Source organism: Peptacetobacter sp. AB845 (assembly GCF_047528295.1).
GTDB lineage: Bacteria > Bacillota > Clostridia > Peptostreptococcales > Peptostreptococcaceae > Peptacetobacter.
The window spans coordinates 96710-110236 of record NZ_CP180001.1; the positions used below are offsets into that span (position 1 = coordinate 96710).

The 13527-nt window shown below is 30.0% G+C and carries 12 protein-coding genes; 4 read left to right on the plus strand and 8 right to left on the minus strand.

The window, feature by feature from the left end:
• Positions 1 to 450 precede the first annotated feature (450 nt).
• From ACK2WO_RS00435 to ACK2WO_RS00455, 5 genes are all read right to left on the minus strand, one after another.
• On the minus strand, positions 451 to 720 hold the full coding sequence (locus ACK2WO_RS00435; RefSeq protein ID WP_414698066.1) for a hypothetical protein: 270 nt from the start codon (positions 718 to 720) through the stop codon (positions 451 to 453).
• A gap of 69 nt (positions 721 to 789) precedes the next feature.
• Positions 790 to 1647 carry a hypothetical protein gene (locus ACK2WO_RS00440; RefSeq protein ID WP_178411783.1) on the minus strand — a complete coding sequence of 286 codons (858 nt, stop codon included), beginning with the start codon at positions 1645 to 1647 and terminating at the stop codon, positions 790 to 792.
• Between the two features lie 3 nt (positions 1648 to 1650).
• Positions 1651 to 3861: a heavy metal translocating P-type ATPase gene (locus tag ACK2WO_RS00445; RefSeq protein ID WP_414698067.1), complete on the minus strand. Its 2211-nt coding sequence runs from the start codon at positions 3859 to 3861 to the stop codon at positions 1651 to 1653.
• 23 nt (positions 3862 to 3884) lie between these two features.
• Positions 3885 to 4262 carry a cation transporter gene (locus ACK2WO_RS00450; protein ID WP_178411781.1) on the minus strand — a complete coding sequence of 126 codons (378 nt, stop codon included), beginning with the start codon at positions 4260 to 4262 and terminating at the stop codon, positions 3885 to 3887.
• A 16-nt stretch (positions 4263 to 4278) separates the two neighbouring features.
• Entirely contained in the window at positions 4279 to 4848 is a 570-nt protein-coding gene (locus tag ACK2WO_RS00455; RefSeq protein ID WP_414698068.1) for an HMA2 domain-containing protein, read from the minus strand.
• A 272-nt stretch (positions 4849 to 5120) separates the two neighbouring features.
• Between ACK2WO_RS00455 and zupT the strand changes: the two genes are divergently transcribed.
• Positions 5121 to 5921 carry a zinc transporter ZupT gene (zupT, locus tag ACK2WO_RS00460; RefSeq protein ID WP_414698069.1) on the plus strand — a complete coding sequence of 267 codons (801 nt, stop codon included), beginning with the start codon at positions 5121 to 5123 and terminating at the stop codon, positions 5919 to 5921.
• Between the two features lie 65 nt (positions 5922 to 5986).
• On the opposite strand, the gene ACK2WO_RS00465 is transcribed toward zupT, so the two are convergent.
• Positions 5987 to 7021, minus strand: a complete 1035-nt coding sequence (locus ACK2WO_RS00465; protein ID WP_178411778.1) for a TIGR00341 family protein — start codon at positions 7019 to 7021, stop codon at positions 5987 to 5989.
• A 262-nt stretch (positions 7022 to 7283) separates the two neighbouring features.
• Here ACK2WO_RS00465 and ACK2WO_RS00470 point away from each other — a divergent pair, with 262 nt between their 5' ends.
• From ACK2WO_RS00470 to ACK2WO_RS00480, 3 genes are all read left to right on the plus strand, one after another.
• On the plus strand, positions 7284 to 7496 hold the full coding sequence (locus tag ACK2WO_RS00470) for a FeoA family protein (protein ID WP_006440614.1): 213 nt from the start codon (positions 7284 to 7286) through the stop codon (positions 7494 to 7496).
• A 124-nt stretch (positions 7497 to 7620) separates the two neighbouring features.
• Positions 7621 to 9627 carry a ferrous iron transporter B gene (feoB, locus tag ACK2WO_RS00475; RefSeq protein ID WP_414698070.1) on the plus strand — a complete coding sequence of 669 codons (2007 nt, stop codon included), beginning with the start codon at positions 7621 to 7623 and terminating at the stop codon, positions 9625 to 9627.
• A gap of 66 nt (positions 9628 to 9693) precedes the next feature.
• A complete protein-coding gene (locus ACK2WO_RS00480; protein WP_178411774.1) occupies positions 9694 to 9882 on the plus strand; it encodes a FeoB-associated Cys-rich membrane protein in 189 nt (62 codons plus the stop codon).
• 123 nt (positions 9883 to 10005) lie between these two features.
• Here the strand turns inward: ACK2WO_RS00480 and ACK2WO_RS00485 are convergent, their stop codons facing one another.
• Together ACK2WO_RS00485 and ACK2WO_RS00490 are read right to left on the minus strand one after the other, a co-directional pair.
• Positions 10006 to 12405, minus strand: a complete 2400-nt coding sequence (locus ACK2WO_RS00485) for a BspA family leucine-rich repeat surface protein (RefSeq protein ID WP_414698071.1) — start codon at positions 12403 to 12405, stop codon at positions 10006 to 10008.
• A 273-nt stretch (positions 12406 to 12678) separates the two neighbouring features.
• Entirely contained in the window at positions 12679 to 13452 is a 774-nt protein-coding gene (locus tag ACK2WO_RS00490; protein ID WP_414698072.1) for an SDR family oxidoreductase, read from the minus strand.
• Between the last annotated feature and the right edge of the window lie 75 nt (positions 13453 to 13527).

Consider the following 13527-nt stretch of genomic DNA (forward strand, 5'->3'; position numbering starts at 1 on the left):
TAAAGCTAAAAATAATATTAGCTAGTATTTTAGTAATATTCAGATTTCCTCTCGTTAGTTTAAATGTTATCATTTATACAATATATTTGTCTATATTATTTAAGCTTTCTAAGATAGAAGTTTATTATTGTTTAATGATTATCAATACAAAAAACATATTAATCTATTTCAAAATTTTCATATTCAATGATTTTTCACAAAATTAGCAACTTTTTTTTAATTTTATTTATGATTTATTACTTTTTACCCAAAATATGCAACCTACAACTTTACTATAGTGTTTTCAGTTGTTTCATCAATATCTATATTTTTTTGATTTTTCTATTAAAAATATTTTTAATTATATACAAAAAAATAAATCGTCAATAATAGATTTTATCTTTTACTGACGATTTATAAATAAATAATAACTATAAATTTTTTTGATTAATTAATATTATATGTAATATATTATTCTACACATGCTTCCTTTGGAACTTCATTAAGTAACATTTCTTTTTCTGCTATAAGGTCTTCTAATGTTTCTTTTGTTTCCATTAATTCTTCAAGGCTCATAGAAACAAATTCTTTACAATTGTCACTAGCTAAATTTATCCCTTGATTTCTCAAAAAGCTATCTACTTTTTCCTGATTTTTTTTATATGCATAATATCCAACTGCACATACACCTACTCCTACTAATGCTCCTGTTAAATGATCTTTATTTATTCCGTTTAACATATTTACCACTCCTTCTATTATTTTTATTGTTATATCTATTCAATAAATTTAAATTTATTGTAAATAGCTTTATTTTATGGCATCTCTGTAAAACTTTAAGCTTCTACTGTCCATTCCTATGTATGAATTTTCACAGACACCATCAGAATACAACTGCCCACTATATCCAGCCATCCCCTTATCAGAAACCATAAATGATTTTCCCATAGAGTTTTTTTCTAATTCAATAAATCTCTCTAAAAATACTCTAATCATTCCCGCACTTTTTGACATTTCATTATCAGGTTTAACTGATACATCAAAATATGTGCTTCCTTCTCTATTTTTTAATTCTCTAACTGATAGCATAATTCCACCATAAGAAAGCTCTAATAAATGTCTTCCAAATGTAGTAAGCCAAGTTACAGCTGATGGAATTAAAAATTCACCCTTTGTTACAGAATTTATTAAATACATCACAGAAACAACTTCTGGGTCAAAATATCCTCTCTCATTTACTTCATTATAGGCATGTTCTCCTATAGCACCTATTGTTGTCCCTACAACAGCCCAGTTTATAAAATCAGAAATCTGTTGATTCATTGTTATGTATTTAGAAATACCACCTATACCAATCATTGCAAGTGAATAGCATGCCATTGGAGGTAGATTTTTCTTTTTTGATTCGTAAACAAGTCTTATAGGAATCATGTCATAACTTCTTGAGTAAAGTGCTATAACCCTTATTATCACCTCATCTTCACTTATTCGATATTGGTTATACTCTATAAGAACTGATTTAGTTATCTCATTATATTTAGCATTGTATATTTCATCCTTTTTAATAAGACTATCAATTAACTTATTTCCATTTCTAAGAGGATGAGAAAGTTTTATTCTTATTCTTCCCTTTATTTTATGTGCAATAACTATAGTGGGATTATTCATAAATTACACCCCTCTCTCCATGTTGAAGAATAGCAATCTAAGTGAATTAGCAACTACTAATATTGTGCTTGAATTGTGAAGTACAGCTCCGAAAAATACAGGAAGTACACCTGCAGCACTAAGTATCAATCCGACACTGTTTATTCCTATTACCATTCCAAAGTTCTCTTTGACTACCTTCATAGTCTTTTTAGATAAATCTATTATTGTAGGCAACATCATAGGATTATCTCCCTGTATAGTAATATCAGCTGCCTCCATAGCCACATCTGTACTTCCTCCTCCAAGTGCTATACCAACATCTGAGTATGCAAGAGCTGGAGCATCATTTATTCCATCTCCAACCATCATAACTCTTGAGCCATTAGCTTGATATTTTAGCACCTCATCAGCTTTATCCTTTGGAAGAAGTTCTGCCTTATATCTGTCTACTCCCATAAGTGTAGCAACTTCTTTTGCTTGATTTTCTAAATCTCCTGTTAGTAAAAGAATATCATCTACACCTTGATACCTTATATTATTTATAGCTTTTCTCATATTGTCTCTCATCTTATCTTTTATAGCTATTATTGCAGAAGTTTTTCCTTTATATCCAACATAAATAAGGTTTGAACTAGATGATGATAATTTCTTTTCAGCTTCTTTTATATTTTTAATATCTATACCTTTTTCTTTTAAGAATATCTTACTTCCTACATAAACACTTTCTCCATCTATATCAGTTTCAACACCTCTAGCTATATGTGTTATAACTGGAGCATGAACTGGTATTTCAATTCCTCTTTTTTCGATTTCATTTATTATTGCTTTAGACATAGGGTGAGATGATGTTTCCTCTGCTGCACCAGCTATTTTTAAAACATCATTTTCACTTAACTCAGAATCTAAAACTTCTATTCCTGTAACAGCAGGTTTACCTTCTGTTAATGTACCAGTTTTATCAAGTATTAAAGTATCTGAATTTGACATAGCTTCTAAATAGTTTCCTCCTTTTATAAGGACACCATTCTTAACAGCATTATTTATAGCCGCAGAAAATGCTGTTGCAGTAGAAAGCTTAATTCCACAAGAATAATCTATTATCATCATATTTAAAGCTCTAGCTGGACTTTTTGTAACCATATAAATTATTCCTGCAAACAAGAAGTTAAATGGAACTAGATAATTTGAGAATTTATCCGCATAGTCCTGTATTGGTGCTTTTTTAGATGCTGCATCCTCAACTAAATGTATTATTCTAGAAACTACTGTGTCGTCTCCAGCCTTTTCTGTCTTAACTGTTATATTTCCTGTTTTTACAACTGTACCTGCAAATACTTTTTCTCCTATCTTTTTAATAGCTGGAACAAATTCTCCTGTAACAGAAGCTTGATCCACTACAGCCTCTCCTTCAATAACTTCTCCATCTACACATATTTTTTCTCCGGTATGTATTACTACTTTGTCATCTTTTTCAATATCATCTATAGATACTTTTTTAAGTATTCCATTTTCATCTATTGTCCATACCTCTTCCTCATTTACTGAGAACATTTCTTTTATAGAGTCTCTAGTTTTTTCCATTGTATATATAGTCATAAGTTCTGCTATATCTGATAAAAGAGTTATCATCAGTGCAGATTTATCATTTCCAAGCATTAAACTTGCTGCTATAGATGTAAGTGTCAATGTATCTGCATTTAGTCTTTTATTTTTAATAGCACCAAATACACCATTTTCAACTAATCCCTTGTTTAGATATATAGATGCAAGTGCAGGTAAAGTTAGGAATTTACCATATCTACCATATTTATCTACATTGTAAATATCTCCCCACCCAAATCTACCTTTTGCCATTGAATATCCTAGCACTGCTACATTTAATCCTAATCTTTTAAGAATATCTGCAGATGTTTCTTCATTTTTTTCTGAAACTTCCATATTGGTATTATGCTGTTCTCTCATAGCTGCAAATACCTTAACATCATACTCTGCCATTATTCCATCTACAAAACTTATTATTCTACTCTCGTCAACATCTACTTTATAATTTATAAGTATAGAACCTATTACTGTATTTACACCAACTTCATCAATAAATGAAGAAGATACTATTTTTTCCTCTATTTCATCCTTATAATTTGAAAGATATTTTAGAGCTTCACATCTAAGTCTTATTCTTCCGTCTATCTTATGTTTTATACTACTTTTTAGTAATAAGCTATTTCTAGCCATATCTATTCCTCCTTTCATCAAGTCTAAGCTAATTTTTTTATAGCTTCATCTAATTGCTGTTCTATAGTATCAACAACATATTCTGTATTAGATTCTCCATATTTTTCGATTAAATCTATATTTTTTAATCCAATTTCCTTAATTATATCTATCCAATTTAATATTTTTTCTTCATAAGTTCTCTTAATATCATAATTAATTAAAATACTTCCTGTCATTTTGTTTACATCCACATTTTCTACTCCATCTAATTTTTGTAATGCCTGATGTAAGTATTTTTCATAAATCATATACTCGTCTGGTATGTCTTTTAATGATGCTACCTTGAATCTAATTCTTCCAGGAATGCTATGAGCTACTTTTATTTTCATTAATTTTGATACAATAATTTTCTTTAACATATTCCACCTCTACACACTATATTTCTTTATACGCCCATCTAGCCATTGTATATCCATTTGGAATCATTTTTGGTGCAGTTCTTATTCCTCTAACAGCAAATACCATAATAATTATTAGATAAATCGATTTTATATCCAAAATTCCTTTTGTTTTATTGTATATAGCTAAATTTAGTACTTCTTTCATATTTGAAAGCTCTCTAGTAACTAACGCATCCTTCTTTTTATTTATTTCAGTCTCTAAATTCAAAAGTTTTACAATAGCAGCAGTAAGCATGTTAGGATCTATCTGCCCATAATCATAATTTATTAAAAGACTTCCTGTTATCGCATTTGCCTCTACATTATTGATAAATTTTACTTTTGATAATTGCCCCGTTATATACTCAGCTAATGTATTATCCCCTTTTAATTTAGGAATTCTATATCTTATCCTTCCTTTTATGCTATGTTTAACTTCTACAACTCCCACAAAATCTGGAACATTTACCGAGCTTTTGTTATTCTTATTCTTTCCACTTACATCACTTATCATCTTTCCAACTAATGTAAATAATGCAAGCCTAATTATCCTTTTACGATACATCTTATTCCCTCCTCTATCACCTATATCAACTAATTTGCTAATTTTACAAATATAGTACTTTTTATAACATAATATTATATTCTCACTTTTATTGAAATTTCAATAGTTTGAGCCTAATCGATATTTTTTGTCAACTTCTATATAGCAATCACTTAGTTTTTTAATTTTTTCATTTTCTTCTATCACCTTGACAAAAAAAGTCAAGCATATTATTTTATAATTAATATTCACTTTCATTTATTAAACACTAATTGTATTTTAGGAGGTTAATTATGAATAATGTATTAATCGCATTTTGTTTCACACTTGTAGCTGGTCTCAGCACTTCTATAGGAAGCTTGATAGCCTTTCTTACAAAGAGCACAAACAAAAAATTCCTTTCTGTAAGCTTAGGTTTTTCAGCTGGTGTAATGGTTTATGTATCTATGATAGAAATTTTTCCAGAAGCTCAACAATCAATTGCCTCTACTTTAGGCGAAAGAATTGGTTCAACTTTAACTGTTGTGGCTTTCTTTGCAGGAATGTTTGTAATAGCTATTATAGATAAATTAATTCCTTCAGAAGAAAATCCACATGAATTAAAATTGGTTGAAGATCTGGAAAATAAATCAAATAATAATTCAAAACTTTTGAGAACAGGTATGTTTACAGCTTTAGCAATAGCTTTACATAATTTTCCTGAGGGGTTAGCTACCTTTGTATCTGCTTTAGAAGATCCTGCACTTGCCCTTCCAATAGTTTTTGCAATAGCAATACATAATATTCCAGAGGGTATCTCTGTTTCAATTCCAATCTATCATGCAACAGGTTCAAAGAAAAAAGCATTCCTATATTCTTTTATTTCAGGACTTGCTGAACCAATTGGTGCTTTGGTTGGATGGTTAATTCTTATGCCTTTTATGAATAGTACAGTGTTTGGGATTATATTTGCATCTGTGGCAGGAATAATGGTGTTTATATCATTTGACGAGCTACTTCCAGCAGCTCGAGAATATGGTGAACATCACCTTTCAATATATGGTTTGATTTCTGGGATGATGCTTATGGCTGTAAGTTTATTACTTTTCGTATAGATTAAATAGATTTTTCATTAAATTAAATAAAAAATGGCTACTGCAAAATATGCAATAGCCATTTTTTATTCTCCTCTTACAATGAATTGAATCTTATCAAATTTTGTTTCTACATCTATAAATTCTTTTATTTTTTCTTTTTTATCTGCTGAAATATCTTTACTCAAATACACAATTACATTCATATTTTCGTGTTGTTTTTCTTCACTAGAATCCCATTCTTTCAAATATCCAGCGCTAATATCTGAAACTTCAGGATATATAACACTTAGCTGCTCACTAAGTTTTCTTACATCTAATGAAATTCCACTTATTCCTATTGGCTCTGTTGTATCCTCTTTCTCTTTTTCTACCATTTTCATAGCAAAAATCAAACTTGGAATTATTATTATTGCAGTATTTCTTATAAGAACCGCTCTAAATTTCTTTTTCCGCTCCTCATCTCTCTCAGTCTTTTGAGGCACTTTCATAATTAAGAGACCTATTATTGTAGCTAAGCAAATAAAATATGTATTTATTATAAATAGATAAAGTGCCCCTGCAAAATATTTAAATGATTTTATGGCTATACCATATCCCGCAGTACAAAGTGGTGGCATAAGTGCTGTAGCTATTGCAACACCTGGTATTACATTTGATTTTTCTTTTCTAGTAAATCCTATTATTCCCGCAAATCCACCAAAAACAGCAATCAAAACATCCCATATTGTAGGTGTAGTTCTAGCTAGAAGCTCTGGTGAAGCTGTTGTTATTGGAGTTATTGTAAAATATATAGCCGAAGTTATAAGGCAGGTAATTACCTGGAATAGAAGCCCTAAAATAGAGTCCTCTGTTTCATCTATATCTCCAGTAGCAATTCCATATCCTATAGCCATTATAGTTCCCATAAGAGGTGATATTAGCATCGCACCTATTATAACAGCAGTTGAGTTCATATTAAGCCCAATTGATGCTATAAATATTGCAAATATCATTATACAAAGATTTGTTCCTCTTACTTCTCCCCCACTTACTATTCTTTCATGTATTTCGTCATAAGAAGCTGTATCTCCATGTATACTAAAAGCCAATTTCAAAACATGTTTTATATGTTCTTTCATTTTATCGCCCTCCATTCTTATTGAAAATTTATCTTTCTATTATATTATTATTTCTAAAAAATAGTCAAGTTACTTCCTATTTATATATATTTATTTAGATTTAAGATTTTTTAATTATTAATTTTCTCATTTAACCTCTCAATTTTCTTATTTGATAAAAATTGTCATTTTTATCATTATTTGATTTTTCTTTTCTATTGACAATGATTATTACTTTTGTTATTTTGTTATTGTAAGATTTGATTTTGAGGAGGAAACAATTATGGATTTAACAAAAGCTCAGTTAGAGCAGGAATATACAATAAAGGATATACAGACAGATGACGAAGAACTTAATGCATTTTTATTCTCACTTGGATGTTACAGTGGAGAAAAAATAACTGTAGTTTCTAAATTTGGTAAAAGTTATGTAGTATCTGTAAAGGACGGTCGTTATAACATAGATGTAAATCTAGCAAAAGCAATTTTAATATAATTGAAATTATTTCTAATTTAATCAAAGATACTTTTAATATAACTATTTAGGCAGTAATGAAATCATAAAATATATTTTTAATGGGATTGATTTTAATCGCAGTAAAAGGAGGAGGATTTAAAAAATGAGGATAGCTTTAGCAGGAAATCCAAATAGTGGGAAAACCACTATGTACAATTTATTAACAGGAAGTAACGAGCACGTTGGAAACTGGGCTGGGGTTACAGTAGATAAAAGAGAAAGTACTCTTAAAAAGAACTACTGTGCTACAGCAATTGAAGATGTTGTAGCAGTTGACTTACCAGGAGCATATTCAATGTCTCCATTCACATCAGAAGAAAGTATAACAAGCGGATATGTAAAACACGAAAATCCAGACGCAATCATAAATATAGTTGATGCAACTAATCTTAGCCGTAGTTTATTCTTCACTACTCAGCTTCTTGAACTTGGAATACCAGTTGTAGTTGCACTAAACAAAAGCGATTTAACTGATAAGAAAGAAACTAAAATAGATGTAGCAAAATTATCTGAGGCTCTTGGTTGCCCAGTAATAGCTACTGTTTCAACTAATGAAAGAGGAATAGCTGAAGTGGCTGCAAAAGCTATCGAAGCAAAAGGAAAAAAACAGGTTGCTCCTTATCATCAGGGAGAAATAAATCTTCATGATAAAAATGAAGTTGAAAAAGCCGATAGAAAAAGATTTGAGTTTGTAAATAAAATAGTTAGTCAGGTTGAAACTCGTAAAGTATTAACAAAAACTAGAAATACTCAAGATAAAATAGATGCAGTTTTAGCTAATAAATGGCTTGGTATACCAATATTTGCCGTTGTTATGTGGCTAGTATTTGATATATCTCAGTCAAAACTTGGACCTTTCTTAGCAGATATACTTGTTGGATGGATAGAAACATTCCAGGGATATGTAGCTGAAATGGTATCTGGAGCATCTCCATTCCTACAGGCACTTCTTGTAGATGGTATCATAGGTGGTGTTGGAGCCGTTGTTGGATTCCTTCCACTAGTAATGGTTATGTATTTCTTAATAGCACTTCTTGAAGATTGTGGATATATGGCTCGTGTCAGCGTTGTTATGGATCCAATATTTAAAAGAGTTGGTCTTTCTGGAAAATCTATAATACCAATGGTTATAGGTACTGGTTGTGCTATACCTGGTGTTATGGCTTGTCGTACAATAAGAAATGAAAGAGAAAGAAGAACTACTGCAATGCTTACACCATTTATGCCATGTGGTGCTAAACTTCCAGTAATAGCTTTATTTGCAGGTGCATTCTTTAGTGATGCGTCTTGGGTAGGTACATTAATGTACTTTGTAGGAATACTTTTAATAGTTCTTAGTTCTCTACTTATATTAAAAATAACTGGACATAAATATAGAAAATCATTCTTTATAATGGAATTACCAGAATATAAAATACCTAGCTTAAAAAGAGCTGTAATATCAATGTTCTCAAGAGCAAAAGCTTATATAATAAAAGCTGGTACAATAATACTTGTTTGTAATGCTGCAGTTCAGATAATGCAGTCATTCAACTGGCAGTTACAGTTAGTTCCAGAAGGTATGGAACATACTTCAATACTAGCTTCAATAGCTTCTCCATTTGCAGTATTATTAATACCTCTAGGATTTGGAGCTTGGCAGTTAGCAGCTGCAGCTATAACAGGATTTATAGCTAAGGAAAATGTCGTAGGTACAATAGCTGTAGTTTACGGATTAACTAATTTCATAAATGTAGACGATCTTGTTTTAACAGGTGGAGCTAATACAGTTGCAACAACTATGGGACTTACTTCAGTAGCTGCTCTAGCATATTTAATGTTCAACCTTTATACACCACCTTGCTTTGCTGCAATAGGTGCAATGAATTCAGAAATCAAAGATAAAAAATGGTTACTTGGTGGAGTTGGACTTCAGTTCGCTGCAGGTTATACAGTTGCATTCCTTGTTTACCAGATAGGAACACTTATAACTACTGGTTCAGTTGGACAGGGATTCTTACCAGGACTTGTTGTAGTACTTGCAATAGCAGCATTTATAATAAGACTTATTGTAAAAGAAAATAAGAGATTCGATGAAGAATACTCTTTAGGAAATAAATCAATAGCTTAATTTATAGGTTATATTAACTTTAAATTATCTAGAATTTAGTTTAAATTTTGAAAGGAGGAGATATTTATGGCTAATATTGTAGTAATTTTAATACTTCTAGCTATTATAGGAGGCGCAACATTTTATATAAGAAAAGCTAAAAAAAGCGGTGTAAAATGCATAGGTTGTCCATCTGCAAAAACTTGCTCCTCTTGTAAAGGAACAGCAGATTCAGACTCTAATGGTTCTTGCTGTAGTTGTGGTTGCCACAAATAACTTAAAATAAATATATGTCATATATCCCCCATATAATATGCCGTATATAGACCGCACTAATTGGTCAAAATAGAAAGGGACTATTACAAATTACTGTGATAGTCCCTTATTTTAAATTTATATTTATTCAACTTCAGTTGAATCTTCTTGATTATTATCTTTTTCTAGTTGGTTGTTAATTTGAGCATCATTATTTTTACTTTTTAAATCTTTTCCTAGTACTATATTAGATGAATCTTCTTTTGTCTTAATCATATTTTTTGCTATCATTTTTGTTTTATCATTTGTATAATTTAAAGTTAGCTTTGTGCCTTTTTCTACAGCACAATATTCAAATATTTTATAGTATTTACCTACAACATTTTCTATATTTATGCTCGCATTGATATTAGCACATCCACTAAACATTCCAGTCATATCAGTTACTTTTGATGTGTCTAAATTCTCTAAATCTATATTTTTTAATTTATCACAAGCAGCAAACATATAAGACATATCTTCTACTTTTGAGGTATTGAAGTTGCTTAAATCTAATTTTTCCAGACTTAAACATCCAGAAAACATATGATTCATATCTGTAACACTTTCTGTATCTATATCCTCTAAATCTATTTCTTTTAGATTCTTACAGTTTGTAAACATAGTCATCATATTTTCCACTTTTGATGTATCTAAGTTATCTAAATTTAATTCTGTTAATCCATAACAATCCCCAAACATATAACTCATATTCTCAACTTTTGATGTATCTAAGTTTTTCAAATCTAATTCTTTTAAACTTTGACATTCTAAAAACATATTACTCATGTCTGTAACATTTGACGTATTTAATTTATTTAGGTCTATACTTTCTAAGTTTTTACAATATGCAAATAAAGATCTCATATTTTCAACATTTGATGTGTCTATATTGTCTACATTTATAGATTTTAAACTACTGCATCCATAGAATAAACTACTCATATCTACTACTTTTGATGTATCTAAATTACTTAAATCTACTTCTTCTATATTTTTTAAATCCTTCATAAATTCATAGCTGTTCTCATTTGCATAGATTCTATCTTTTGATGATACATATATTGTATTGTCTTTTATATAAGCTACTATGCTTCCTCTTCTTTCCTTATCTAATTTTAAATGCTCTATTTCATTTATGTTATCAGGTATTTCATTATTAAACACTATTTTATTTGCATCTGAGAATCCTTTTAATGTTCTAATTTCTTTATTGAAATTTTCACCTTCTATAAGCATATCACTTACTTTTACATCTTTTTCATTATCATTTGCTGATTGGTTATCCCCAGATTGTTGATTATCTTCTGAGCCTTTGTCTAACTCAGAGTCTTTATTTACTGTTGGTTCTTGATTACCACTAGAACCTTGTTCATCCTCTAAAATTTGTTCCCCACTTGGATTCTTTTCAATATTGGAATTCTTATTTTCGTTTTCACTTGTATTTTTATCCTTATCTTTGTCCTTTTCATTTGAATTATCCTTCTTTTCTTCTGGTTTATTTGTATCTACTACAGAATTTTCATTATTTATCTTTTCTATAATATTAGAACTCGGAACTACAAACATTATATCTAAAGGAAGCCCACCTAATTGATTTGTATTTATATTTTTTAATAGGTGAAGATTTTCCTCGCTATTTACAAGGGCTATTCCGTGATTTCTGGCAAAATACGTTCCTGATAATGCATCTACAAGAGTCTCTCCATTACAGAATGATATTGAACTTCTATTTTTATAAAATCTCTCTAAAACCATTCTGTTCGTCTCATATCTATTTGCTCCACCTATTCTAAATGAGTTTGTATCTTGTTGAATAGAATCTGATACTACATCCTTTCCACCTATTATTGTGTATTTTACATCTTCTTTTTCATCAATATTAGTTTCATTAGGTTTAGTCAAAATTATAGGACTTACATCCCTTGCAGATACTGGTGCTATACTCATTGCATCAGCTTGTCCGGTGTACCCATTTACTATATACGCGTTCTTATAATTTCCAATATAATTTGCTATATTTTTAGATGTCTCTACTCTATTTTTCCCAGCAATTCTTATAACTTTTTTATCCGACAAACTTTTTTCAAATTCTTTCGGTATTGCATTGTATCCCCCGATTAATACTACTTTTTTTGCTTTTTTTATCATCTTTTCACTAGATTCGTCAATATTTTTAGGATTTATCGGCACTATATTTGCATTTAATTTCCCTGAAAGTGCAGCAGCAGACAATCCATCAGACATATCTCTTGAAGCGTCTACAAGTATTAGCGTATCCTTATTTTTGTAATTAGCTAAAATCTTTGCACTTGTTTCATATCTGTTCTCTCCAATAAATTTATCGTGAGAATGATGATGTTTTGAATGAATCTTAACTACTTTTAAATCATTGTGTTTTTTGTGGTTTGTTCCTCTGATTGGCTCAGCTTCAGAAGTAAAGCTGCTCATTGATAATAACATAGCTGCTATAGCAACTGCAGTTATACTTTTGTTTAAATTCAAAATATTTACCCCCTAATATTTTATATTTTTGTTGAATTTTAAATTTATTTATATTAAAATACTAACAATCCTTTAAAATACCCTCATTAAATTTATTTAAACACATTTCTTTCAAAAAATTATTATTCACTAAATTTATAACTATTTTTACAATGAATACTCTATTTTTAGTAATTATTTTTAAGAATAATTACAATTTTAGTTTTTGAAATTATATAATAATTAAAATAAAAAAAGCTATCGTAAAATTTTCACGATAGCTTTTTTTATTATCTATTTTCCTAAAAATCCTCCGTCAACAGGAATTATTGCTCCACTCATATAATCAGAAGCACTACTTGCTAAGAAAATCGCTACTCCCTGTAGATCCTCAGGTTTACCCCAACGATGCATAGGAATTCTATTAGTTACCTCTTCATATTGTTTTGGGTTGTAGCTTTTCATATTTGCAGTTAAATCTGTTTCCATATACCCTGGAGCTATTGCATTTACTTGCACTCCACGAGATGACCATTCATTTGAAAGAGCTTTTGTAAGCTGCATAACAGCACCTTTTGTTGCAGTGTATGCAGGTATAGATTCACTTCCAATAAATGATGTCAATGAAGCTATATTTATTATCTTTCCACTTCCCTGCTCTAGCATAACTCTTCCTGCAAGCTGAGATATTTTGAATAAAGAGCTTAGATTTACATTTATAATCTTGTCCCACATTTCAACAGGAAACTCCTCAGCTTTGCAACGATGCTGCATTCCTGCACAATTTACAAGTACGTCTAGTCTATTATCTAAAAGTTCCATAACTTCATCAAATGCAGGTGATATGTTTGCTGCGTTATCTAGGTTAAGCACTACACCATGAGCTATCCCACCAGTAGAGTTTTTAAGTTTTTCAACAGATTCAAATACTTTTTCTGATGTTCCAGTTATTACAACTTCTGCACCAGCTTTTAGAAATCCCTCTGCCATTCCATAACCAAGACCTCTACTCCCACCAGTTACAAGTATTTTTTTGCCAGTTATGTCAAAAATATTAAAATTATTCATATCTATTCCCCCTATTTTTTTAAATATTTTTTAAGAATCTATTTAATTGTACACCTAATTGAGCAGGATTATCTA

Bases quoted from the DNA above. Each gene is read 5' to 3' on its own strand.
- ACK2WO_RS00435 (WP_414698066.1), bottom strand. From the start codon at position 720: ATGTTAAACGGAATAAATAAAGATCATTTAACAGGAGCATTAGTAGGA.
- ACK2WO_RS00440 (WP_178411783.1), bottom strand. From the start codon at position 1,647: ATGAATAATCCCACTATAGTTATTGCACATAAAATAAAGGGAAGAATA.
- ACK2WO_RS00445 (WP_414698067.1), bottom strand. From the start codon at position 3,861: ATGGCTAGAAATAGCTTATTACTAAAAAGTAGTATAAAACATAAGATA.
- ACK2WO_RS00450 (WP_178411781.1), bottom strand. From the start codon at position 4,262: ATGTTAAAGAAAATTATTGTATCAAAATTAATGAAAATAAAAGTAGCT.
- ACK2WO_RS00455 (WP_414698068.1), bottom strand. From the start codon at position 4,848: ATGTATCGTAAAAGGATAATTAGGCTTGCATTATTTACATTAGTTGGA.
- zupT (WP_414698069.1), top strand. From the start codon at position 5,121: ATGAATAATGTATTAATCGCATTTTGTTTCACACTTGTAGCTGGTCTC.
- ACK2WO_RS00465 (WP_178411778.1), bottom strand. From the start codon at position 7,021: ATGAAAGAACATATAAAACATGTTTTGAAATTGGCTTTTAGTATACAT.
- ACK2WO_RS00470 (WP_006440614.1), top strand. From the start codon at position 7,284: ATGGATTTAACAAAAGCTCAGTTAGAGCAGGAATATACAATAAAGGAT.
- feoB (WP_414698070.1), top strand. From the start codon at position 7,621: ATGAGGATAGCTTTAGCAGGAAATCCAAATAGTGGGAAAACCACTATG.
- ACK2WO_RS00480 (WP_178411774.1), top strand. From the start codon at position 9,694: ATGGCTAATATTGTAGTAATTTTAATACTTCTAGCTATTATAGGAGGC.
- ACK2WO_RS00490 (WP_414698072.1), bottom strand. From the start codon at position 13,452: ATGAATAATTTTAATATTTTTGACATAACTGGCAAAAAAATACTTGTA.